This window comes from Microbacterium salitolerans (assembly GCF_019720895.1).
Taxonomy (GTDB): domain Bacteria; phylum Actinomycetota; class Actinomycetes; order Actinomycetales; family Microbacteriaceae; genus Microbacterium.
In genome coordinates, this window is record NZ_JAHKSH010000002.1 from 501783 (window position 1) to 524413 (window position 22631).

General features: G+C 70.3%; 20 protein-coding genes. 10 read left to right on the forward strand and 10 right to left on the reverse strand.

Annotated features, from left to right (window positions below):
- The 5 genes from KOL93_RS05605 (at nt 1) to KOL93_RS05625 (ending at nt 6211) form a co-directional block, all read left to right on the forward strand.
- Entirely contained in the window at nt 1-948 is a 948-nt protein-coding gene (locus KOL93_RS05605; RefSeq protein WP_221584332.1) for an ABC transporter permease, read from the forward strand.
- Complete coding sequence (locus KOL93_RS05610) at nt 945-2588, forward strand: ABC transporter ATP-binding protein (RefSeq protein ID WP_221584333.1); 1644 nt, start codon at nt 945-947, stop codon at nt 2586-2588. Before KOL93_RS05605 ends, KOL93_RS05610 begins: the two co-directional genes overlap by 4 nt.
- 110 nt (nt 2589-2698) lie before the next feature.
- Nucleotides 2699-4615, forward strand: a complete 1917-nt coding sequence (gene nagE / locus KOL93_RS05615) for an N-acetylglucosamine-specific PTS transporter subunit IIBC (RefSeq protein ID WP_221584334.1) — start codon at nt 2699-2701, stop codon at nt 4613-4615.
- A complete protein-coding gene (locus KOL93_RS05620; RefSeq protein WP_374107113.1) occupies nt 4612-5307 on the forward strand; it encodes an NUDIX hydrolase in 696 nt (231 codons plus the stop codon). Before nagE ends, KOL93_RS05620 begins: the two co-directional genes overlap by 4 nt.
- 52 nt (nt 5308-5359) lie before the next feature.
- Nucleotides 5360-6211 carry a hypothetical protein gene (locus KOL93_RS05625; protein WP_221584335.1) on the forward strand — a complete coding sequence of 284 codons (852 nt, stop codon included), beginning with the start codon at nt 5360-5362 and terminating at the stop codon, nt 6209-6211.
- Nucleotides 6212-6249: 38 nt separating this feature from the next.
- On the opposite strand, the gene KOL93_RS05630 is transcribed toward KOL93_RS05625, so the two are convergent.
- The 4 genes from KOL93_RS05630 to KOL93_RS05645 are packed head-to-tail and all read right to left on the reverse strand — an operon-like array spanning nt 6250 to nt 10485.
- Entirely contained in the window at nt 6250-7500 is a 1251-nt protein-coding gene (locus KOL93_RS05630; RefSeq protein WP_221584336.1) for a DUF6716 putative glycosyltransferase, read from the reverse strand.
- Nucleotides 7497-8369 (reverse strand): N-acetylneuraminate synthase family protein, encoded by an 873-nt coding sequence (locus KOL93_RS05635; RefSeq protein ID WP_221584337.1) that lies wholly within the window; start codon nt 8367-8369, stop codon nt 7497-7499. Before KOL93_RS05635 ends, KOL93_RS05630 begins: the two co-directional genes overlap by 4 nt.
- Nucleotides 8366-9559, reverse strand: a complete 1194-nt coding sequence (locus KOL93_RS05640) for an acylneuraminate cytidylyltransferase (RefSeq protein ID WP_221584338.1) — start codon at nt 9557-9559, stop codon at nt 8366-8368. The genes KOL93_RS05635 and KOL93_RS05640 overlap by 4 nt, the downstream gene beginning before the upstream one ends.
- Nucleotides 9556-10485: a hypothetical protein gene (locus KOL93_RS05645; RefSeq protein ID WP_221584339.1), complete on the reverse strand. Its 930-nt coding sequence runs from the start codon at nt 10483-10485 to the stop codon at nt 9556-9558. The genes KOL93_RS05640 and KOL93_RS05645 overlap by 4 nt, the downstream gene beginning before the upstream one ends.
- Nucleotides 10486-10663: 178 nt before the next feature.
- Between KOL93_RS05645 and KOL93_RS05650 the strand changes: the two genes are divergently transcribed.
- Nucleotides 10664-11599 (forward strand): epimerase, encoded by a 936-nt coding sequence (locus KOL93_RS05650; RefSeq protein WP_221584340.1) that lies wholly within the window; start codon nt 10664-10666, stop codon nt 11597-11599.
- On the opposite strand, the gene KOL93_RS05655 is transcribed toward KOL93_RS05650, so the two are convergent.
- From KOL93_RS05655 to KOL93_RS05665, 3 genes are read right to left on the reverse strand one after another with little or no spacing between them, the layout of a single operon-like run.
- Nucleotides 11582-11935: a DUF3817 domain-containing protein gene (locus KOL93_RS05655; RefSeq protein ID WP_308291547.1), complete on the reverse strand. Its 354-nt coding sequence runs from the start codon at nt 11933-11935 to the stop codon at nt 11582-11584. The two genes, KOL93_RS05650 and KOL93_RS05655, sit on opposite strands and share 18 nt — an antisense overlap.
- Nucleotides 11932-12810, reverse strand: coding sequence for a formate dehydrogenase accessory sulfurtransferase FdhD (gene fdhD, locus KOL93_RS05660; protein ID WP_221584341.1), 879 nt, complete (start codon nt 12808-12810; stop codon nt 11932-11934). The genes KOL93_RS05655 and fdhD overlap by 4 nt, the downstream gene beginning before the upstream one ends.
- A 1-nt stretch (nt 12811) precedes the next feature.
- Nucleotides 12812-15118 carry an FdhF/YdeP family oxidoreductase gene (locus tag KOL93_RS05665; protein ID WP_221584342.1) on the reverse strand — a complete coding sequence of 769 codons (2307 nt, stop codon included), beginning with the start codon at nt 15116-15118 and terminating at the stop codon, nt 12812-12814.
- A gap of 104 nt (nt 15119-15222) precedes the next feature.
- On the opposite strand from KOL93_RS05665, the gene KOL93_RS05670 reads away from it, so the two are divergent.
- Nucleotides 15223-16476, forward strand: a complete 1254-nt coding sequence (locus tag KOL93_RS05670) for a hypothetical protein (protein WP_221584343.1) — start codon at nt 15223-15225, stop codon at nt 16474-16476.
- An 18-nt stretch (nt 16477-16494) separates the two neighbouring features.
- Here the strand turns inward: KOL93_RS05670 and KOL93_RS05675 are convergent, their stop codons facing one another.
- Nucleotides 16495-17574 carry a hypothetical protein gene (locus KOL93_RS05675; protein WP_221584344.1) on the reverse strand — a complete coding sequence of 360 codons (1080 nt, stop codon included), beginning with the start codon at nt 17572-17574 and terminating at the stop codon, nt 16495-16497.
- A 159-nt stretch (nt 17575-17733) separates the two neighbouring features.
- On the opposite strand from KOL93_RS05675, the gene KOL93_RS05680 reads away from it, so the two are divergent.
- The 3 genes from KOL93_RS05680 to KOL93_RS05690 all read left to right on the forward strand — a co-directional run bounded on the left by KOL93_RS05680 (nt 17734) and on the right by KOL93_RS05690 (nt 20190).
- Nucleotides 17734-18396: a DsbA family oxidoreductase gene (locus tag KOL93_RS05680; RefSeq protein WP_221584345.1), complete on the forward strand. Its 663-nt coding sequence runs from the start codon at nt 17734-17736 to the stop codon at nt 18394-18396.
- Nucleotides 18397-18588: 192 nt separating this feature from the next.
- Nucleotides 18589-18894 (forward strand): hypothetical protein, encoded by a 306-nt coding sequence (locus KOL93_RS05685; protein ID WP_221584346.1) that lies wholly within the window; start codon nt 18589-18591, stop codon nt 18892-18894.
- 135 nt (nt 18895-19029) lie between these two features.
- A complete protein-coding gene (locus KOL93_RS05690) occupies nt 19030-20190 on the forward strand; it encodes a calcium:cation antiporter (RefSeq protein ID WP_221584347.1) in 1161 nt (386 codons plus the stop codon).
- A gap of 30 nt (nt 20191-20220) precedes the next feature.
- Here KOL93_RS05690 and KOL93_RS05695 read toward each other — a convergent pair whose 3' ends face one another.
- Entirely contained in the window at nt 20221-21315 is a 1095-nt protein-coding gene (locus KOL93_RS05695) for a fatty acid desaturase family protein (protein WP_221584348.1), read from the reverse strand.
- 78 nt (nt 21316-21393) lie between these two features.
- The gene (locus tag KOL93_RS05700) at nt 21394-22626 is read right to left on the reverse strand and encodes an MFS transporter (RefSeq protein ID WP_221584349.1); all 1233 of its coding nucleotides are present in this window, start codon (nt 22624-22626) and stop codon (nt 21394-21396) included.
- Nucleotides 22627-22631 lie beyond the last annotated feature (5 nt).

Genomic DNA, 22631 nt, shown 5'->3' on the forward strand with positions numbered 1-22631 from the left:
ATGGCGACCACTCCGCTCCTCGACCGGATCCCGATCATCAAGGACCTGCGACAGGCCGTCGGCCTGCAGCGCGGGATGCTCATCGCGGGTCTCGTGATCTGTGTCGTTTTCCTCCTCGTGGCCGCCTTCGCGCCGCTCATCGCGCCGTACGGATTCGCGCAGCTGTCGGACGACGCCGGGACGTTCACGCCCCGCCAGGCGCCGTCCGCCGAGCACATCTGGGGCACCACGATCGCGGGATACGACGTGTTCTCGCGCGTGCTCTGGGGCGCGCGGACCGCGTTCCTCGTCATCGTCGTCTCCGTCGTGATGAGCCTGTTCCTCGGCATCCTCCTCGGCGTCGTGTCCGGCTACCTCGGCGGCTGGCTCGACCGCATCCTCGTCGTGGTCTGCGACGCCGTGTACGCGTTCCCGTCGCTTCTGCTGGCCATCGTCGCGGCCATCATCATCTCGGCGGGCCAGTCGAGCCTCTTCGGCGGCATCATGGCGACCGCGATCTCCATCACGGTCGTGTTCATCCCGCAGTACTTCCGGGTCGTGCGCGCCGAGACCGTGCGGATCAAGAGCGAGGCGTATGTCGAGTCGGCCCGCGTCGTCGGCGCCTCGACGTGGCGGATCATGCTGCGTCACGTCCTGCGCAACGCGACCCGCAGCCTCCCGCTGATCTTCACGCTCAACGCGTCCGAGGCGATCCTCACGATCGCGGGCCTCGGCTTCCTCGGCTTCGGCATCGAGCCGAGTGCGGCCGCGGAATGGGGCTACGACCTCAACCGCGCCGTGGAGGACGTCACGGCCGGGCGCTGGTGGACCGCGGTCTTCCCCGGTCTCGCCATCGTGCTCGTCGTCATGGGCATCACCCTCGTCGGCGAGAGCCTCAACGACCTCGCCGATCCGCGCCTGCGCACACGCCGGCGCGCGGCGACGCAGAAGAAGGAGGTCGCCGCATGAGCGCGGACCAGCTGCCCGTCGAGATCAGAGATCTCGACATCACGTTCGCGACCGACGGCGGCGACGTCCACGTCGTCCACGGCATCGATCTCGAGGTGCGCGACCGTGAGGTGCTCGCGATCGTCGGCGAGTCCGGATCCGGCAAGACCGTCACCGCACGCACCCTGCTCGGGCTCCTCCCCGAGACGGCGACGACGACCGGTGCCGTCGTCGTGAACGGCACCGACGTCGTCACGCTGTCGGGCGGGCGACTGCGCGAGCTGCGCGGGACGGAGGCGGCGATGATCTTCCAGGAGCCGATGACGGCGCTCAACCCCGTCTTCACGGTGGGGTGGCAGATCGCCGAGGGCCTGCGCGCGCATCAGAAGATCTCGAAGAAGGAGGCGCGCGCCCGCGCGATCGAGATCCTCGAGAAGGTGGGGATCCCGGATCCGCTCCGGCGCGTGGACGACTACCCGCACCAGTTCTCGGGCGGCCAGAAGCAGCGCATCGTCATCGCGCAGGCCCTGTCGCTGGGCCCCAAGGTGCTCATCGCCGACGAGCCGACGACCGCGCTCGACGTGACCGTGCAGGCGGAGATCCTCGACCTGCTGCGACTGGTACGCGAGGAGTTCGGCACGGCGATCCTCCTGATCACGCACAACATGGGCGTCGTCGCCGACCTCGCCGATCGCGTGTGTGTGATGTACCGCGGTGACATCGTCGAGACGGCGCCGACGGCCGAGCTCTTCGCGACGCCGCGGGCCGACTACACGAAGACGCTCCTCGCGGCGGTGCCGCGCCTCGACATCGCCGACCGCGTGTGGGGCGGCGACGAGGACGCCGCTCCCCTCGTGAGGGCGCGCGGCCTCGAGATCGAGTATCCGGGTCGCTTCGGCGCGCGCGGCTTCCGCGCCGTCCAGGGCGTCGACTTCGAGATCCGGCCCGGCGAGGTCCTCGGCCTCGTCGGCGAATCGGGATCCGGCAAGTCGACGATCGGGCGCGCCCTCGCAGGGCTCACAGCGGTCACGGGCGGATCCCTCGAGGTGCTCGGCGTCGAGATGAACGGGGTGCGGGAGCGACAGCTGCGGCCGCATCGCAAGGACCTCGGCTTCGTGTTCCAGGACCCCGCGTCGAGCTTCAACCCGCTCCTCACGATCGGCGCCTGCGTCGCCGAGCCCCTGATCGTGCACGGCGAAGCCGCGAGCGTCGATGACGCGGAGGATCGCGTCGTGGAACTGCTCGAGGCCGTGCGCCTGCCGGGCGAGTTCGCGAAGCGCTTCCCGCACGAGCTGTCGGGCGGCCAGCGTCAGCGCGCGTCGCTCGCGCGCGGGCTGGCCCTCAATCCGAAGCTCCTCATCGCCGACGAGCCGACGAGTGCGCTCGACGTGTCGGTGCAGGCGACGGTGCTCGAGCTCTTCCAGGAGCTGCAGCAGCAGTTCGGATTCGCGTGTCTGTTCATCACGCACGACCTCGCGGTCGTCGACCTGCTGGCGCACCGCATCGCCGTGCTGAAGAACGGCGAGATCGCCGAGCAGGGACGCACGGCTGACGTCCTCGGCGACCCGCAGAACGACTACACGCGCAGGCTGATCGCTTCGCTGCCCGTCCCCGACCCCGCCGAGCAGGCGCGGCGGCGCGAGGCGCGCCGCGCACTGTGACCGGCAGATAGCGACATCGGCATATACACCGGGCGGGTCTCTGTCGGCCCGCCCGGTCCGTGTGTAGTGTCTTGGGGTCCCACGCATCTGACCCTTACGAAGGAGTGCGCGTGAAATTCCTGCAGAATCTGGGCCGATCGCTCATGCTGCCGATTGCCGTCATGCCCGTTGCGGCGATCCTGATGGGCATCGGCAGCTGGATCGACCGCACCGCCGGCGAGAACGTCGCGTCCGTGTTCCTGAGCGCCGCCGGCGGCGCGATCATCAACAATCTGGCGATCCTGTTCGCCGTCGGCGTCTCCATCGGCATGGCGCGCAAGACCGACGGCACGTCCGCCCTCGCCGGGCTCGTCTCCTGGCTCGTCGTCACGACGCTCCTCGCGCCCGAGACGGTCGGAAGCTTCGTCGGCCTCGACATCGGCGAGGTCGACCCCGCCTTCGCGAACATCCAGAACGCCTTCACGGGCATCCTCTGCGGCCTCATCGGCGCCTTCGCCTACAACCGCTTCAAGGACGTGAAGCTGCCCGACTGGCTCGCCTTCTTCTCGGGCAAGCGCGCCGTGGCGATCGTCGCCGCCGCGATGTCCCTCGTGCTCGGCCTCGTGCTCCTGTTCCTCTGGCCGCTGGTCTACCAGGGGCTCGTCGGATTCGGCGAGTGGATCGTGGGCCTCGGGGCGTTCGGATCCGGCCTGTACGGCTTCTTCAACCGCATCCTCATCCCCACGGGGCTGCACCACGCGCTCAACTCCGTCTTCTGGTTCGATGTGGCGGGGATCAACGACCTGCCCAACTTCCTGAGCGGCGAGGGCACGTACGGCGTCACCGGTCAGTACATGACGGGCTTCTTCCCCATCATGATGTTCGGCCTCCCCGGCGCAGCGCTGGCCATGTACGTGACGGCGAAGAGCACGCAGAAGAAGGTCGCCGCCGGCATCCTCTTCTCCGCGGCCATCTCGTCGTTCTTCGTCGGCATCACGGAACCGCTCGAGTTCTCGTTCATGTTCCTCGCCCCGGTGCTGTACGTGATCCATGCGGTCTTCACGGGCATCTCGATGTTCCTCGCAACGCTGTTTCCCGTGCGCATGGGCTTCGGATTCTCGGCGGGCGCGCTCGACCTCGGCCTCGGCTGGAACAATCCGATGGCGCAGAATCCGTGGATCATCCTCGTCATGGGCGTCGCCTGGTTCGTCATCTACTTCCTCGTGTTCACGTTCGTCATCCAGCGCTGGCAGCTCAAGACGATCGGGCGCGAGGACGAGGACGAAATCGCCGCGGAGCACGTGGGAGAGACCGACGCGAAGTTCGTCACGACGGCCGACCGATTCCTCACGGCCCTCGGCGGGGAGGGCAACATCACCAGCCTCGACAACTGCGCGACGCGCCTGCGCCTCGAGGTGGGCGACGTGTCGAAGGTCGATGAGGCCGCGCTCAAGCGCGCGGGCGCCGTCGGCACCATGAAGCCCGGCGGGAACGCCGTGCAGGTCGTCTACGGCCTCAACGTGCAGTTCGTGAAGGATGCGATGGAGGGCCTGATGTCGGGCGCCATCTCGCCCGCCGACGGGGCAGACGAGCCGGCGGATCCCGCTCCGAACGCGGGCGGAACCGCGACGGCGACGGCCTCCCGCACGCTGACGCTCGCCCAGCCCATCGCGGGCGAGGTCAAGCCGCTGAGCGTGGTGCCGGACCCGACGTTCGCCGAGCAGATCATGGGACCGGGCCTCGCGATCGAGCCGACGGGCGACACGGTCACCTCTCCCGCTCCGGGGCGCGTCGGGCACGTCTTCGACACGGGGCACGCGGTCGCGATCGTGCTCGACGACGAGACCGAGGTGCTCGTGCACGTCGGGCTCGACACCGTCAAGATGGCCGGCGACGGCTTCGAGACGCTCGTGAAGACGGGTGACATCGTCGACACGGGGACACCGCTGCTCCGGGTGGATCTCGAGAAGATCCGCCAGGCCGGCCACCCCACGATCACGCCGGTCGTGGTGCTGAACGACGAGAACGCGACAGTGGAGTTCCGCTGATCGCCGCATCGGCGTACGCACAGCTCGCCGAGTTCGCCGAGGGGGCAGGTCCCGATCCCATCTGGGACCTGCCCGACATCGGCGCGTTCGACAGCCGCGATGCCCGCCCGGCCGCCGTCCTCATCCTGTTCGGCGTCCTCGATGGGCTCCCTGCGGGCCATGATGCCCAGAACGACGCCGTCTCCGCCGATCTCGACGTCCTTCTGCTGACGCGCGCGCAGACCCTCCGTTCGCACGCGGGGCAGATCGCCTTCCCCGGCGGACGGCTCGATGCCGGCGATCGGGGCCCAGAGGATGCCGCCCTGCGCGAGGCCTGGGAGGAGACGGGATTGGATCCCGAGGGCGTCGAGGTGCTCGGGGCGCTCGGCGAGCAGCCGCTGCCGTTCTCGAATCACGTCGTCACGCCCGTCATCGGCTGGTGGCGCCAGCCGACTCCCGTGCGTCCCGTCGATGCCGCGGAGTCGTCGGCAGTCTTCCGGGCCCCCGTCGCCGATCTGCTCGACCCCGCGAACCGCGTCACGTGGACGTTCACGCAGGGTCGCGAGACCCGCCGGGGGCCCGGGTGGGTCCTCGAGGTCGACGGCGCGGAGCGATTCGTCTGGGGCTTCACGGCCGGGCTGCTGGATCGCCTCCTGGCGCGACTCGGCTGGGAGGAGCCGTGGGATCGGAGCAGAGAGGTGCCTCTCCGGTGACGTTCGGCACGCCGCCTGCGGAATCCGCCCGCGCGTGGGTGATGATGGGCTGGTGACTTCCTCCCCCGCTCTCGGACTTCTGCTCGACGTCGACGGTCCTCTCGCGAGCACGGTGACCCGCACGCTGCGCGTCCCGACGATCGCATCCGACCTCGTCGCGATCGCGAAGGCCGGCTGTCCCGTCGTGTTCAACACGGGCCGCTCCACGGATTTCCTGCGCGAGCGCGTCATCCCCGATCTCGTCGCGGCGGGGCTCTCTGCCGCGGACCCCGTCTGGGGCGTCGGCGAGAAGGGCGGCACATGGTTCTCGCTCGCTCAGGGGTCCGGCGGCGTCGAGGTCGGCGACGTGCACCAGGACGACGAGATGCGCCCACCGCAGGAGCTGTTCGACGCCGTCCGCGAGATCGCCGGGCGGTACGGCGATGTGGTGTTCTTCGACGAGACGAAGCGCACGATGATCTCGGTCGAGCAGCACGTGGAGGTGCCGAACGAGACGTTCATCGCTCAGCGGACGTCGCTCGTCGCCGAGATCGAGGAGCAGCTCGAAGAGCGCGCGCTCGCCGACACGATGAAGATCTACCCGACCGTCATCTCGATCGACATCGAGCACGCGCGCAGCGGGAAGGCCCTCGGCGCACGGCGCGCGCTCGACCTCATCGGCTCGCGCATGGAGTCTCCGCGTCGCTGGTTCACGGCCGGCGACTCCGGCCAGGACTACGACATGTCGCGTCAGCTCGCCGAGTCGGGGTTCCAGACCACTCACCTCGATGTCCGCCCCCACGGGCAGGTTCCCGATGTTCCCTTCGACGTGATCCGCGAGCAGCCGCGGTTCGCCGAGGGCGTCGCGGAAGACGACATCACCGCCCGCCACATCGCCCTGCTGCGCAGCGAACTCGCCTGCTGAGGATCCCGCCCCCACGGACCCTCAGCAGCCGAGCGGTCTCAGGCCGAGCGCGGTCCGCGCGCCCGGGTGACGACACGACGCCACCGGCGCATCGCGGCACGCAGCGGTACGCCCGCACCGTAGGCGGCGACGCCGATGAGCGACCTGTCGCGGTTGCCGAGCGCGAGCCGGCGCTCCCAGGCATCGCGCGCGAGTCCCCCGACTCGCGCGTGCGCGGGGCGCCCGGGCAGATCGCCCCGGCGCCGGCGCACGATGAGGTCGGCGACCAGGGCCACCCACGAGTCATCGGCGGCGTCGTGGAAGTAGTTGTCTCGCAGCCAGTCCTGGTGCGGGTGCCGGAAGCGTCGCGCCACGACATCGTCTGCCCCGCCGAGCAGCCCGCTGCCGGCGAACACGACGTTGATGAGCTTCTCGTCGATCCCGAACGTGTCGAGCGCGATCACCGGAACGCCCTGCGCCGCCGCCTCGATCGCGGCCGTCGAACTCACGGTCACGAGCCCCTCGGCCGTCGCGAGCGCTTCGTGCATCGGCGCGTACGAGACGACGAGGTTCCTCGGCACGTCGTCCATCTCGGCGAGCAGATCGGGGTAGGCGTCCACCTCGCGGTGGGTCTGCTGCTCCCCCGGCCGGCCCCGCAGCTTCAGGACGACGCATCGCGACGGGTCCGCGTGCGCTGCGTCGACCAGGATGCGCGCCACGCGGATCCTGTCCTCGCGCGAACGCGGCGCGAGTGCCTGGGCGGCGAAGACGAGGTCCGTGCCCGACGATGTGGGTGCCGTCTGCGCCGCATGCCGCGCGAACGGCAGAGTCGCGAGGGCGAAGCGCTGATCGATCCCGCGCTCGTCCGCCAGCGCGCGAAACGCCGCGATCTCCCGGTGCGAGTGCAGCACGAACATGTCGCACTGCCGGCGGAAGTGCAGGGCGAGCCATGTGGCCGGCAGCGAGATCCCCGGGAGGCCGGTCACGATCACGGGACGGGGGTTCAGACCTGCCGCGACCCGCGCGACGACGCGGGTCAGGGGGCCGCGCGCCGCGATCACGACGCCATCCGCGCCCGCGAGGCGCACCGGCAGCTCGTCGAACGCCGCACGGCGCACCCGTTCCGTGGCGAGGCCCGTACCCGACAGCGCCGACGTCAGCTGGGTGTCGCTCACGACCAGCTCCGTGTCGAGGACGATGAGGGATCCGTCGACCCACGGATCCGCGACGAGCGCCGCCGCCCACTTCACGTACGAGTCGGTGTCGGCGACCGCGATGATGCGCGGCCGCCGAGCGGGACGTTCCGTCACGCGCCGACGCGGCGAAGCTTGGCCTTGGGAGCCTCTTCGCCGGGGAACACGCGCTTCACGCCGTCGCCGCGGGCCATCTCGATGATCCGGATGTCGCGCACGAGGGTGCCGAGGCCGCCGGGCTCGAGGGATGCCGCGTGGTCGGATCCCCACATCGTGCGGTCGAGCGTGATGTGGCGCTCCACCGCGACGGCGCCGACCGCGACGGCCGCGAGCGAGATCTGGAGACCGCGCTCGTGACCGGAGTACCCGACGGGCACGCCGGGAAAGCGATCGCGGAGGACCGGGATCATGCGCAGGTTCGCCTCGTCGGGCTCCATCGGGTACGTCGACGTCGCGTGCATGATGACGAGGTTGTCGGTGCCGAGGGTCGCGACCGCGCGGTCGATCTCGTCCATCGTCGACATGCCCGTCGACAGGATCACGGGCTTGCCGGTGGCGCGCAGCGCCTCGAGCATCTCGATGTCGGTGACGCTGGCCGAGGCGACCTTGTGGGCGACGACGCCGAGGTCCTCGAGGAACTCGACGCTCGGCACGTCCCACGGCGACGCGAACCACTCGAGCCCGCGCAGGATGGCGTGGTCGCCGATCTCGACGTACTCGTCGCGGCCGAACTCGACGCGGTGACGATACTCGAGGTAGGTCATGGTGCCCCACGGCGTCTCGCGCGGCACGTCGCGCATGTGCTCCGGCGTGCAGATCTCGGGGGTGCGCTTCTGGAACTTGACGGCGTCGGCGCCCGCGTCGGCCGCCACATCGATCAGCTGCTTCGCGATCTCGACGGAGCCGTTGTGATTGAGGCCGATCTCCGCGATGACGAAAGCGGGTGAGCCCCCGCCGACCTGACGCGATCCGATGGTGACGCTCATGCGCGCATCCCTTCTGGTTGTGTGACGGCGGCCGTGCGCGCGGCGAGCACGCGCTCGGCCACCTCGCGCACAGCTCCGGTGCCGCCCGTGCGGGTGAGCACGATGCGGGCGCTCGCGGTGGCGAGCGGGTGGGCGTCCGGGACGACGATCGGCCAGCCGACCGTCTCCAGAGCACCCAGGTCGTTGACGTCGTTTCCGACGTAGGCGATGCGCGACAGCGGGAGTCCGCGCGCCTCCGCCCATGCCGCGAGGGCGGCGCGCTTGTCGCCGGAGGCTTGGATCACCTCGACCCCGAGCTTCGCGGCCCGCGCGGAGACGACGGGGTTCGTCTCGGTGGACAGGATGAGGAGGGGAACACCCGCCTCGCGCAGCAGACGCACGCCCATCCCGTCGGAGCGGCTCACGCGCACCTGTTCGATGCCGTTCGTCGCGACCATCGCGGTGTCGTCTGTGTGCACGCCGTCGAAGTCCGTGACGACGGCGTCGACGTCGATCGCGTGATCACGGGGATCCGGGTGCACCGACGCCATGAGGCGTGCCAGATGGAGCTCCTCGTGTGAGTCGATCTCCATCGCGAGCTCGGGCGGGACCGACACGATCTCCGTGCGGCCGAAGAAGCGGTGACGCGCGGTGCGGAAGCCCCGCGCGTCCATGACGTAGAACGCCCCCGTCTCGACGAACAGCGGATCCCTGTCCTGGCGACGCGGCCGGTGGGCGGCGTCGTGTCCGATCGCCTCGGCGCCGTGCTCGCCCCTCGCCCAGAAGAACTCATAGGATTCGCGAGCCGAGAACGCCGTCTCGGCGGCGCCGGTGCGGACGAGATCGATGGCCTCCGCGAGGTGCGGCGGGGAGATGAAGGGGCTCGTCGCCTGCAGGAATGCGACGACGTCGACGGGGACGCCGCGCGCGCGCAGCTCGTCGAGCGCGTGCAGGATCGCCGACTCCGACGACGCACCGTCGCCGGACAGATCTGCGGGACGGATCAGCGCCGTCGCCCCCCATTCCCTGGCGATGCTCGCGATCTCGGTGTCGTCCGTCGAGACGACGACGCGATCGATGCGCTCGACCGCCAGAGCCGCCCGGATCGCCCGCGCGACCAGGGGGATTCCTCCGACGCGCTCCAGGTTCTTGCGGGGAACGCCCTTCGATCCTCCGCGTGCGGGGATGATGGCGACCGTCTCGGCCGTCATCGCGCCGCCTCGCGGGTGGTGCCTCGGCGTTCGTGCTCGCGCAGGACGGAGCCGGTGCCGGCGAGGATCCGACGCAGGGTCACGGCCGCACTGGAGGGCAGCGTCACGATCTCCCGCGGGCGCGCGTCCCCCGCGAGCACCGCCTCGATCGGCAGGCCCGTGCGGACGACATCGATGCCGGGGACGCGGCCCACGTCGTCGAGCAGTCCCTCGGGCTCTCGTCGGTGCGGCAGGTAGCTCGCCGGCTCCTCGCGCGCCTGATCGGCGACCCACGCGAGGTAGTCCGCACGCGGCATGCGTCCGTCGACGACGCCCGCGCTGCCGAGGATGACGCGTGCGTGACGCATCCGCGCCTGCAGGTCATCGCTCGGACGGGTGCCGCGCAGCCACGGGAAGTCATGGCGCGCGGTCGTGACCCCGAGATCCGCCAGCGCCTCGGCCCGCGCCTCGCCGAGCGGGAACGCCGTGAACAGATCGACCGCGCCGCGCGCCGCGCGCAGGCGGACGGCATCGAGCGCGAACGGAGCGACCCGGCGGGTGAGCCCCCGCTCCACCACGCCGGGTCGCTGGAATGCGCGGGCGCCCGTCAGCGCGTCCGCGAACGCGACGGCATTGAGCCCGTCGTCGAGGAAGGTGAGCCGTCGCGGACGCAGGACCGCGACGGCGAGGCGGAACTGCCCCGAGAACCCGTCGCCCACGAGCCAGTGATCGTGAGAACGCAGCATGCCCCAGGGGATCCCGTAGAAGCCCGCCTGCTCGCCGAACATCGCGCCGCGCGCATTGAGCTCCGCCGCCGTCTGCTCGACCTGGACGGCGAGCCGACCGGCGAGGTCGACGCGCGTGGAACGCGCGTGGGCCCACTCGGCGGCGCCGATCAGCTGCAGCGGCGACTCCACCCACGCGACGGGGCCGACGGCCTTCGGCATGCACCCTCCGGGAATCGTTGACGCCGGCGCTCATGCGCCGGTTCGCTCACGATCCGCCGCGCAGGTGAATCCCGCGGCGCGCCGCGGTGATGCGTCGGTGACGAGGAGATGAACGGTTGTCCTCAGGATGCGCGAGAAAGTCGCCCCGTCCGGACGGCCGAGTGGCAGACTGGGGCGCATGAAGGTCGTCATCGCGGGTGGTTCCGGGTCACTGGGCCGTGCCCTGTCCGCCGACCTCGTGAGCACGGGACACGACGTCGTCGTCCTCACGCGCACGCCGGGTCGGAGGCGCCATCTCCCGAGTGGCGTCGTCGAGGTGGGGTGGGATCCGCACGACGTGCCGGCATGGGCGCACGTGCTCGAATCAGACGACGAGGTCGCCGTCGTCAACCTCGCCGGCAAGCTCGTCGACTGCCGTCCCACCGACGACAACATCCGCGCCCTGCGGGATTCACGAGTCGAGGCGACGGAGGCGCTCGTCTCCGCATCGCTCATGCGCGACCGCCCCGTCGACCGATGGCTGCAGGGGTCGACGACCGCCCTCTACGGCGACACGGGCGACGAGCGGATCACGGAGACCACGCCAGAGCCCGCCCTCGGGCCCGCGCAGATGACGGGCATCGTGCGTCCGTGGGAGACGGCCTCTCGCGATGCGAATGCCGCGCACCGCGTCACGATCCGCACGTCGATCGTGCTCGACGCCGACACCCCCGCCCTCGACCGGCTCCTCCTCCCCGCGAAGCTCGGCTTCGGCGGACCGATCGGATCCGGGGAGCAGTGGTTCAGCTGGATCCACGTCGCCGACTGGATCCGGATCGCCCGTGCGGCACTCGGCCTCGAACCGGGCCTGGAGCTGCCCGATGGCCCCGTCATTGCGGCATCGCCGACCCCCGTCCGCAACGCCGAGCTCATGAGCGCCCTCCGCGACGTGGCCGGACAGCGCCTTGCGATTCCGACACCCGAGTGGGTGCTGCGCCTCGCGGCTATCCCTCTGCAGACCGATCCGCTGCTCGCGCTCACGGGTCGCCACACGACGTCGAGCGTGCTCGCGAAGCGCGGGTTCGCGTTCCGCTTCCCGGAGATCCGCGAGGCTCTCTCAGACCTGGTCGGCTGACGCGGGCACGCGCAGCATCCCGGCCTTCGCGAACCACACCTCGACGATGAGGGTGAACAGCGGCGGGATCGAGCAGGCGAGAGCGATGAGCGCGCGCCACCATCCCCAGCGCAGCCGAACGGCCGCGACGATCGTCAGGATGCCGTAGACGATGAACGCGGCACCGTGCAGGGAGCCGAAGATCGTCACGACCATGTGCGTGCCCTCGAGCGGGTACTTGATGAGCATGCCGATGAGGAGCCCCGCCCAGGTGATCGCCTCGATCGTGGCGATGACGGCCCAGGCTCGGCCGAGCCGGGAGGTGCGGGTAGGCGCGATGACGTCGACGGAGCTCACGCGTCCATTGTCTCGTGCGCCGGCTGACGGTCCGCCGGACTCGACGCACGCACGCGGCGCTCCCCCGCGTAGACGTTCATGCTCTCGCCGCGCAGGAACCCGACGAGGGTGAGACCCGCCTCGTCCGCGAGGTCGACGGCGAGCGACGACGGGGCTGAGACGGCGGCGATCATCGGCGCGCCCGCCATGATGGACTTCTGCGCGAGCTCGAACGCCACGCGCCCCGACACCATCAGCACGCACCCGGCAAGCGGCAGACGGTCGTTCATCGCGGCCCACCCGACGACCTTGTCGACCGCGTTGTGCCGTCCGACGTCCTCGCGCACGACGAGCAGCTCGCCCGTCGATCCATCGAACAGGGCGGCTGCGTGCAATCCGCCGGTCTTCTCGAACGCCGCCTGATGCTCGCGCAGCACATCGGGGAACGTCGTCAGCAGCGCGGCATCGACGATCAGCGGATCGTCGGCGACCGGGTGCGCCGACTCCGTGCGGACCGCGTCGATCGAGGCCTTTCCGCACACGCCGCACGAGCTCGTCATATAGACGTTCCGCGCCATGTCGGGCGTCGGCGCCGCCACGCCCGGGGCGAGCGTGACGTCGAGCACGTTGTACGTGTTCTCCTGCCCACCCGTCGCCGGCCCGCCGCAGTGGATCGCCTGCTGCACGTCGGCGCCCGTGCGCACGATGCCCTCCGAGAGGAGGAAGCCCGTCGCGAGCTCGACGTCGTGTCCCGGAGTGCGCATGGTCACCGACAGCGGATCGCCCCCGACGCGGATCTCGAGCGGCTCCTCGACAGCCAGCGTGTCGGGACGGCGCCGCGGGTCCTGCCCGATCCGGATCCGCGTGACGGGCCGGCGGGCGGTGATGCGGCCCATCTCAGGGGCGTTTCTCGAGCCGTACGATGACACCCTTCGACGTCGGAGTCCCGCTGACATCGGCCGTCGAGTCGAGCGGCACGAGCACGTTCGTCTCGGGATAGTACGCCGCCGCGTTTCGACGCGGGGTGTCGTAGGAGACGAGGCGGAACGCCTCCGCGCGTCGCTCCTCCATCCCGTCGCGTCCCGGCCACTCCGACACGATGTCGACGATCTCGCCGTCGACGCAGCCCTGCGCGCGGATGTCGTCCGGGTGGATGAGAACGACACGGCGACCGTCGCTGATGCCGCGGTAGCGATCGTCCTTGCCGTAGATCGTCGTGTTGTACTGATCGTGCGAGCGCAGCGTCTGCAGGAGGATCCGCCCCTCTGGGATCACCGGGAACTCGAGCGCGTTCGCCGTGAACATCGCCCGTCCGGTCTCCGTGGCGAATCGGCGGGCGTCCCGCGGTCCGTTCGGAAGGAAGAACGTACGGCCCTTCTGGATCCGCTCGTCATAGCGCTCGAACCCCGGCACGACCCGCGAGATGTGACCGCGGATCCGCGCGTAGTCGTTCTCGAGGCCCGTCCAGTCGGCGCGGGGCGCGTCACCGCGGCCCTCGAAGACGCGCGCGCAGAGGCGGGCCAGGATCGCGACCTCGCTCAGCAGGTCGTCCGAGGGCGGTGCGAGGCGGCCGCGGGATCCGTGCACGGCGCCCATGGAGTCCTCGACCGTGACGCGCTGCTCTCCCGTGCCGCGGCGGTCGCGGTCCGTGCGCCCGAGCGTCGGGAGAATGATCGCGCGCGTGCCGGTGACGACGTGGGAGCGGTTGAGCTTGGTGGACACGTGCACGGTCAGATCGGTCTGCGCCATGCCCTTCTCGACGACGGCGGTATCCGGCGTCGCGCTGACGAAGTTGCCGCCCATGCCGAGGAACACGCGCACGCGCCCGTCGCGCATCGCCCGGATCGCCTCGACCGTGTCGTAGCCGTGCTCGCGCGGCGAGTGAAAGCCGAACTCGTCGTCGAGCGCGGTCAGAAACGCCTCGGGCGGCTTCTCGTAGATGCCCATCGTGCGGTCGCCCTGCACGTTCGAGTGCCCGCGCACAGGACAGACCCCCGCACCCGGACGGCCCAGATTTCCCTGCAGCAGCAGGACGTTCACGACATCGCGCAGAGTCGCGACGGAGTGCTTGTGCTGAGTGAGCCCCATGGCCCAGCACACGATCGTCTTGCCGGAGGCGCGCACGCGCTCGGCGATCGCCCGCATGCGCTTCTCCGTGAGGCCCGTCGCCTCTTCGAGGTCGCTCCACGCGACAGCGTCCATCGCGGCGACGTACTCGTCGTAGCCGGAGGTGTGCGCCTCGACGAAATCGCCGTCGATGATGCCGCCGTGCACACGGTGCTGCTCGATGAGGTGCTTCCCGATCGCCTGGAACAGCGCCTGGTCGCCGCCCAGTCGGATCTGGACGAAATCGTCGGCGAGCGTCGTCCCGCCGAGGATGACGCCGCGCGGCGTCTGTGGGTTGTCGAAGTGCATCAGGCCGGCTTCGGGAAGCGGGTTGACGGCGACGATCGTCGCGCCCCGCTGCTTCGCCTTCTCGAGCGCGCCCAGCATGCGCGGGTGGTTCGTGCCCGGATTCTGGCCCGCGACGATCAGGAGCTCCGCGTCGTGGATGTCGTCGATCGACACCGTCCCCTTGCCGATGCCGAGCGTCTGCCCGAGGGCGGATCCGCTCGACTCGTGGCACATATTGGAGCAGTCGGGCAGGTTGTTCGTCCCGAACCCGCGGACGAGCAGCTGGTAGAGGAACGCCGCCTCGTTCGACGTGCGCCCCGACGTGTAGAAGACCGCCTCGTCCGGGTCGTCGAGCGCGCGGAGCGCGTCGGAGATCGCATCGAGCGCGTCGTCCCAGGAGATGGGCCGGTAGTGCGTCGCCCCCTCGTCCAGGATCATCGGGTGCGTGAGCCGGCCCTGCTGGCCGAGCCACCAGTCGTCGTGTGCCCGCAGATCGTCGAGCGAGTGCTCCGCGAAGAAGGAGGGGTCGACGCGCCGCACGGTCGCCTCCTCGGCGACCGCCTTCGCTCCGTTCTCGCAGAACTCGGCGAGGTGTCGGCGATCCTCTTCGGGCCACGCGCAGCCGGGACAGTCGAAGCCGTCCTTCTGATTGATGCGCGTGAGCGTCTGCACGCTGCGCGCGACGCCCATCTGGTCGACCGACATCTTCAGCGCGTGCAGCACCGCCGGGACCCCGACGGCGCGCGTCTTCGGCGCACCGACCGTCACCTGCGACTCGTCGATGTCGTGTTCCGGAGGCCTCGTCACCATGGGCCCATGCTATGCCGTCGCGGGGCGCCCCGGGCCCGTTCTCGGACGACACGCCTACCCTGAGGAGCAGCGTTTCGCAGGGTGGAAGAACGGAGTGAACGGGCATGCCGACACCACGAGGAGACCGCACCGCATCGGTGCCGACGGGAACGCGGCTGCTGCACATCGGCATGCCCAAGACCGGCACGACGGCGCTGCAGACGACCGCCTCGAGGCAGCGCGACGCGCTCGTCGCTCACGGCGTGCGCTATCCCGGTGACGACATCAACCATCGCAGGGCGCTGCTGGCGAAGCTCGGGGTCGTCTGGGGATGGGGCGAGGGCGCCGCGGTCCCCGGCATGCGGCCCTGGCACGAGTTGGAGCGAGAGATCTCGGGAGGCGACACCTCCCGGATCTGGCTCGACCACGAGTTCTGTGCGACCGCGCGCCGTGAATCCGCTGCGCAGCTCATCGACGCGCTCGGCGGGCCGGTTCACGTCGTCGTGACGTTCCGGCCGATCCCCGCATACGTCGCCTCCGCCTGGCAGCAGTACCTGAAGTCCGGGCTCTCGATCGATCTCGACACGTGGATGCATCGCGTGCTCGACGGCTGGCCCGCGCTCGACGACGCCACGCCGAGCTTCGGGCGCCGCATCGACTACGCCGGCGTCGTCGAGAAGTGGGCGTCATTGGTCGGACCGGAGAACGTGACGGCCATCGTCCTCGACCCTGCCGACCGCTCCGTCGTCTCCGAGACGTTCGAGGACCTGCTCGAACTTCCGCGCGGAATGCTCGACAGCGACGCCCGCACGGACGCCTTCAGCCTGAACCGCGGGTTCAGCTGGGAGGAGGCGGAGGTCATGCTGCGTCTGAACCAGGCGATCGAGCGCGGCGGCGGGCTCCCCTGGCCCGAGTATTCCCGGACCGTGCGCCACGGCGTTGTGAACCGTCTGCTCACGCACCATGCGGTGGGCGCCGACGAGCGAAGGGTGCTCGTTCCCCGGTGGGCCGCCGATCGCGCGAGCGAGATCGCACGCGGCCAACTCGAGCGGATCCGCGCCTCGGGCATCGCGATCGTCGGCGATCTCGACCTCATCGCCGCGCAGGGCGAGACGGCCGAGCTCGAGCGCCCGTCGCTCGTTCCCGCGGCGGTCGCCGACGACGCGGTGTCCGGCGCCGTGTCCGCGGCCGCCGGGCGCGGCTGGACGTTCGAAGCGTGGCCGGAGCAGGGGAAGGATCCCGCGAAGGACGAGGCGCGCGTCCGCGAGTCGCTGCGCGGCATCCGCACGCGACGACTCGTCCAGGAGATCGCCCGCCGTGTCGCCGCCGCCGCGCGCCAGCGTCGCGACGCGATCAGGCGCGCGACGCGCCGCCGCTGACGCGGGGGCGCCCCGACGTCAGCGGCGCAGGAGTCGGCGGATCATCCGCCGCGCCACGGCACGCACCGACATCCGGGGTCCGCGTTGCTCCGCTTCTCTCACGGTGGCCGCGAGTGCGTCGACGGCGGCCGCCAGCTGCGCCTGCGTGTCGACGGCATCGGCATCGGGCGCGTCCGTCGGGCGCGGGGCCGGGCGGAGATCCCCGACCTCGCCGATGACGTCGATCCGTCGGCGGCGTGCCAGGTAGGCGATCCACTCCTCGCAGACGTCCGCGGCCCAGTCGTAGGTCTCCTGCGAGGCGATGATCGGGATCCGGTCGCGCTCCGCGAGCGCCTGCTCGGCGATGAGCTGGCGCACGAGGTCGTCGTACTGTCCCGGGTGGGAATCGCGGCCCAGGCGCTCGTTGAGCGCACGCAGCACCGTCGTCTCGGCCGCGCCGAGAGACGGATTGGCATGAGCAGACGCGTCGGGCGCCCACGACGGATCGATCTGCAGGCCCGCGCAGGCTCGCTCCCACAGCTCGTCACCGCGACGTTCCTGCGCGACGGTCACGACGTGGACATGCTCCGGGCGGAGATCCTTCGCCCAGCCGTCGATCACCCTCGGCAGGTCGAACGGGAGCGCGAAGAACCCCTGCCCCTCCCTCAGACGGGAGCAGTACTCCTCGAAGCTCCAGGTCTTCCCCTGTTTGATCTCCTCCTGCCATCCGGCGGAGACCTGACGCCACATGTCGCGCGCGCCGTAGACGACGTGCAGCTCCGCTCCGCTCGCCGTGAGGGTGCGCTTCGCGCGAGCGATCGCCGCGGGTCCGGCGGATGCGAGCACCTCGTGGCTGATGATCACCGTGCCCTCCGCGGCATGGACGCGCTCGACGAGGTGATCCCATGCGCCCTCGACAGCCGCTCCCGGGCCGCCCCACTTCGCACCGACGAGGTCCAGCGCGGCACGGAAGTGGAAAAGCGTCGGCGGCGTGTCGGCGATCGTCGGAAGGACCACGCCATGGGCGGCGAGCGTCGCGGCGTTCTGATGGAGGCGGTCCTGGATGTATGTCGTGCCGGTCTTCGGCGCGCCGATGTGCACGATGACTTTGCTGCCCATTCGATCGATCATGCACGACGTCGTTATGAAATTGAGATGAAAGCGCCGAGAAGCCCTCGGCTGACCCCGGGCGCGACCGCGCCGTCTGCCGCGCACCGTGGAATAGTCGAGCGCTCCCCGCGTTCCCTTCTCTAACCGCCCGCAGATGGAGACAGCCGCATGACGACAGACACCGCGACCGACAAGCTCACGATCGAAGTCTGGAGCGATGTGCTCTGCCCTTGGTGCTACGTCGGCGACGAGCGCCTGGAGCAGGCGATCGTCGCCTCTGGGCACGCCGCGGACATCGACGTGCGGGTCCGCGCGTTCCAGCTGGATCCTCAGGCGCCGACGACGCCGACGCGCAACGTCGACTATCTGGCGCAGAAGTTCGGGAAGTCCGACGACGAAGCCCGTGCCATGGACGCGCAGGTGCAGCAGCTTGCTCACGCCGAGGGGCTCGCGTACGAGATCGACCGGCCCACACAGAACACGCTCGACCTCCTGCGGGTCGTGAAGCTCGCCGACGAGCACGGCGTCGGCTGGCAGCTCATGAAGGCCATGCAGACCGAGCTGTTCGGCGGCAGCGCCGACGCGTACGGGCAGGACACGATCGTGCGCCTCGCGACGGCTCTCGGCGTCCCCGAGTCCGAGGTGCGCGACGTGCTCGCGACCGATCGCTATGCCGACACGGTCCGCGCCGACCAGGCCGAGGCACAGCAGCTCGGAGCCCGCGGCGTGCCCTTCACCGTGCTCGATCGCCGTCTCGGCATTCCCGGTGCGGTCGCCACTGAGATGTACGGCCAGGCCATCGCCCAGGCGTGGGAGCAGCGCGGTGCCTGACCGAGATCCCGCGCCGCTGACGTTCGTCGTGTCCGACGGAGCCGTCTGCGACCCCGCGTCGGGGGCCTGCGTCGTGCCGGGCTCCACGGAGGATTCCTCCACGGAGCCCGGCCTCCGCCACTGACGGGGCTCGCCCGAATGATCTGACGAGGAGCCCTCGACGCGCGCACGGAGCGGGGCTACCCTCGCCGCATGATCGTCCGCGCCGCCGGCGGGTCCGTCGTGGTCCATGAGGTCGAGGACTTCGACCGCTTCCGCGTCGAGACGGGGCTCGCGCCCGCCGTGCTCGACGGCGAGCTCCGCGCGCGCGATGCCGGCTACGTGATCGACGATGACTCGGCGGCGATCGCACCGTCGTTCATCGCCCTCCACGCCGGGCCGCGTACGAAGGACGCCGCGTGGGGCGCGCACATGCGCGCGATGGTGGAGCACGCGCGGCGCAACGGGTGGTTCACGGACGACGGTGCTCTGGTGGCGCACATCGTCGTCGGCACGTGACCCGCGACCGCCCCGTTCGCCTCCGGCGGTCTGCACGGGCCCCCATAGTAGGATGCGGAACGGAAGAGCTCCGGCGGGACGGCCCGCTGGCGATCGCGTGAGCGGGGACGACCCAGCAGAAACCGGAATCTGTCCGTGTCGTCACCAGCTGCCCTCCACACCGTCCTCACCCCAACGGCCATCTCTCGCATCTTCCTGGGTTGGAGCGCGTTCGTCGCCCTCATCCTCGCCCGCCCTCTGCTGTCTGCGTCGCTGCCGACACCGGCCCTCCTGGCCCTTCTGGTCGGGATCATCGCCGTGATCATCGTCTGCGCCTTCGGCGTCGTCGCCGAAGCCGAGCACCTCGCCCGCCGCCTCGGCGATCCTTACGGAACGCTCGTCCTCACGCTGTCGATCGTGCTGATCGAGGTCATCCTCATCTCCGCCGTGATGCTCGGGCCGGGCGAGCACGCCACCATCGCCCGCGACTCCGTGATGGCGGTGTCGATGATCATCCTCAACCTCGTCATCGGCATCGGCCTGGTCGTCGGCGGCCTGCGGCACGCCGCCATGCAGGCGAACCGCACCGGGGTGTCGTCCTACCTCTCGCTCCTCGTCGTCCTCCTCGCCGTGGCGTTCGCGCTGCCCGGCCTGATCGGCGGCGCCGGCGCGTACACCGCCGTTCAGGGGATCCCGATCATCGCGCTCACGACGCTCCTCTACGGGTTCTTTTTGTACCGGCAGATGGGCGCGCAGCGCCGGGACTTCCAGGAGGTCGCGGCGCGCGACGGCACCGCATCCGAAGCAGTCGTGCCGCAGGCCGACGCGGAACGTCACTCCGTGGTCCGCGTCGTCTCGGAGCATCGCCCGGAGATGATCACGCGCCTCCTCATCCTCGTCGCGACCGTGCTCCCGATCGTGCTGCTGTCACACGACATGGCTGCTCTGCTCGATGTCGGGCTCGACCGCGCGGGGGCGCCCCTCGCGCTGTCGGGGATCCTCATCGCGCTGATCGTATTCCTGCCTGAGACCATCACCGCGATCCGCGCAGCCGCCCGCGGGGAGATCCAGCGTGTGAGCAATCTCTGTCATGGCGCGCTCGTGTCGACCGTCGGGCTGACGATCCCGGCCGTGCTCACGATCGGGCTCCTGACGGAGCAGACGGTCGTGCTCGCCGAGAGTCCGACGAATCTGACGCTCATCGGCGTGACCCTGCTCCTGACCCTCACGACGTTCTCGGGTCGACGTGTCACGGCGCTCCACGGTGCGGCGCACCTCTTCGTCTTCGTGCTCTACGCACTCACCGTGTTCTCCTGACGAGGGACCCCGCGACGGGGACGCGGGCGATCACCCCACCAGGTGGCTTCGATGCTCGACGAGCGGGCACGTGAACACGTCGCGCTCGCCCAGCCCGACCCGGTTGATGTAGCGGATGACGATCGCGTAGGAGCCGAACAGGCCCGTCTGCGCATATGGCACGCCGTGCTCGCGGCAGTAGGCGGCGATGATCGGGGCGGCCAGGCGCAGGGACGGACGGGCCATCGACGGGAACAGATGATGCTCGATCTGATAGTTCAGACCGCCCATCACCGTGTCGAGCAGGCGTGTGCCGCGGATATCGCGGCTCATCATCACCTGGCGGTGCAGGAAGTCGAGTCGCAGGTCGCGCGGGACGACGGGCATGCCCTTGTGGTTCGGGGCGAACGCGACGCCCATGTAGAACCCGAAGAGTCCGAGCTGGACGGCGAGGAACGTGGCGGCGATGCCCGGCGACAGCACGAGGAAGACGAGCAGAGTGAATCCGACGAGCCGCACGCTGAGCATCGCGATCTCGATCCAGCGCCGGTCGAGATGCGCCCGCGTCGCGACGCGGCGCACGCTTGCGGCGTGGAGCGACACGCCCTCGAGGAGCAGGATCGGGAAGAAGAACAGCCCCTGATGCGCGCGCAGCCACCGCAGGATCGGTGCCCGATGCAGATGTGTGCTCTCCCCGGTGACCGTGATGACGGGCAGCTCGATATCGGGATCGGAACCGATCTTGTTGGGGTTCGCGTGGTGTTTCGTGTGCTTGTGGCGCCACCAGCCGTAGCTCATGCCGACGAGAAGATCGCCGAGGATGAGACTGATCCAGTCGTTCCACTTCCCTGAACGGAAGATCTGACGGTGGGCGGCATCGTGACCGAGGAACGCGATCTGGGTGAAGACGATGGCGAGGGCGGCCGCCGTGAACAGCTGCCACCAGGTGTCGCCGATCCAGATGAACACAGCGAGACCGATCGCCAGGGCGAGAGGCAGGCCGACGAGCTTGACCCAGTAGTAGCCATAGCGCCGGCGCAGGAAGCCGCCGTCTCGGATCGTCTTCGCCAGCTCGGTGTAGTCGCTGGTGCCCTGCCCACTCGCGGGACGGACGGCGGATGACGTGGTGCTGCGGACGGTGGCCATGATCGAGCCTCCTTCCTGCGAGACTACGCTCGTCGGTGCGCAGCGGACAGGGGGTCACTCCGCGAAGACACCGGCCCGTCAGAACGCCGGCGGCGTCTTGAGAGCGCGGCGCCGCATGCGCATCAGCTGGATCACGTACGTCACCGCGACGAGGAGGCAGAACGCGGCCGTCGTCGACAGCCCCACGGCGAAGCTCGTGCCCGCCGCGATGAAGCCGACGACGAGCGCGCCGAGCCCTGTTCCGGCGTCGAAGCCGATGTTCCATGTGGTGCTCGCGACATTGCGCAGTCGATTCGGCACGGAGGCGAACGACACGACGAGCGTCAGATTCTGGAGCGCCCCGTAGGCGGCGCCGACGAGCCCCATTCCGACGAGGAGCGCGGCGACGCGGCCGTCGGGCGTGAGAACCGCCCACGCCGTGACGGCGAGGCCCGCCGCCCCCATGGCCAGCAGCGGAGCGATGAAGCGATGCGGACCGAACTGATCCGCGAGCCCACCGGCGAGCCACCGGGTGAAGGCGGCCGCCCCCGTGAACGCGAACAGGCCCGCCACGACGGTGGGCGCGGCGTAGCCGAACTGCGGAGCGAACGAGATGATCGCGCCGCCCGGCGTCGTGATCGCCAGCAGGACGAGAGACGGCGCGGCGAGGGCGAGGAGCAACCGCCCGCGGCCGACGGATCCGGCGCCCTCGCCGTCCTCGTCACCGGCGTCAGCGCCCCGGTCGAGCCGCGCGCCGAGCAGAGCGGCGACCGGAGCGGCGAGGACCGGCAGACAGCCGAGCGCGAACACGATGCGGAAGTCGACCGACTCGGCGATCCACGCCGAGATCGGCGTCAGCAGGAACTGCGGAACGGCGATCGCCAGACCGTACGCGCCGATCGCACGGCCCCGATGGGACTCCTCGACGAGGTGCGCGACGGCGCTGGCCCCGCAGACGGTGAGCACGGCGAATCCCGCGCCGCGGACGGCTGACAGCGCGAGGATGACCCAGAGGTCATCTGCGAGGCCGAACAGCGCCGATGGCGCGCCGAGCAGCAGCATCCCGGCGATCATCGTGCCTCGCCACCCGGTCGTCCGCAGCGCCCACGGAACCGTCATCTGCACGAGGACCGTCGCGAGCATGAGGACCGCATTGACGAGCCCTGCGCCGGCTTCGTCCGCGCCCCCGATCCGTGCCCAGAGCGGCGCGGTGGGCAGCAGCAGGGCGTAGCCAGCGAAGCCGAGCGACGACATCGCGATCAGCGCACGCATCCCGGGCACGCGCCAGACGGAACCGGATCGGGGCGGTGTCGGTTCAGCAGCGTCTCGCATCAGAC

Bases quoted from the DNA above. Each gene is read 5' to 3' on its own strand.
- KOL93_RS05695 (WP_221584348.1), bottom strand. From the start codon at position 21,315: ATGGCCACCGTCCGCAGCACCACGTCATCCGCCGTCCGTCCCGCGAGT.
- KOL93_RS05650 (WP_221584340.1), top strand. From the start codon at position 10,664: ATGAAGGTCGTCATCGCGGGTGGTTCCGGGTCACTGGGCCGTGCCCTG.
- KOL93_RS05605 (WP_221584332.1), top strand. From the start codon at position 1: ATGGCGACCACTCCGCTCCTCGACCGGATCCCGATCATCAAGGACCTG.
- KOL93_RS05635 (WP_221584337.1), bottom strand. From the start codon at position 8,369: ATGAGCGTCACCATCGGATCGCGTCAGGTCGGCGGGGGCTCACCCGCT.
- KOL93_RS05670 (WP_221584343.1), top strand. From the start codon at position 15,223: ATGCCGACACCACGAGGAGACCGCACCGCATCGGTGCCGACGGGAACG.
- KOL93_RS05645 (WP_221584339.1), bottom strand. From the start codon at position 10,485: ATGCCGAAGGCCGTCGGCCCCGTCGCGTGGGTGGAGTCGCCGCTGCAG.
- KOL93_RS05685 (WP_221584346.1), top strand. From the start codon at position 18,589: ATGATCGTCCGCGCCGCCGGCGGGTCCGTCGTGGTCCATGAGGTCGAG.
- KOL93_RS05665 (WP_221584342.1), bottom strand. From the start codon at position 15,118: ATGGTGACGAGGCCTCCGGAACACGACATCGACGAGTCGCAGGTGACG.
- KOL93_RS05680 (WP_221584345.1), top strand. From the start codon at position 17,734: ATGACGACAGACACCGCGACCGACAAGCTCACGATCGAAGTCTGGAGC.
- KOL93_RS05675 (WP_221584344.1), bottom strand. From the start codon at position 17,574: ATGGGCAGCAAAGTCATCGTGCACATCGGCGCGCCGAAGACCGGCACG.
- KOL93_RS05700 (WP_221584349.1), bottom strand. From the start codon at position 22,626: ATGCGAGACGCTGCTGAACCGACACCGCCCCGATCCGGTTCCGTCTGG.
- KOL93_RS05640 (WP_221584338.1), bottom strand. From the start codon at position 9,559: ATGACGGCCGAGACGGTCGCCATCATCCCCGCACGCGGAGGATCGAAG.
- fdhD (WP_221584341.1), bottom strand. From the start codon at position 12,810: ATGGGCCGCATCACCGCCCGCCGGCCCGTCACGCGGATCCGGATCGGG.
- KOL93_RS05610 (WP_221584333.1), top strand. From the start codon at position 945: ATGAGCGCGGACCAGCTGCCCGTCGAGATCAGAGATCTCGACATCACG.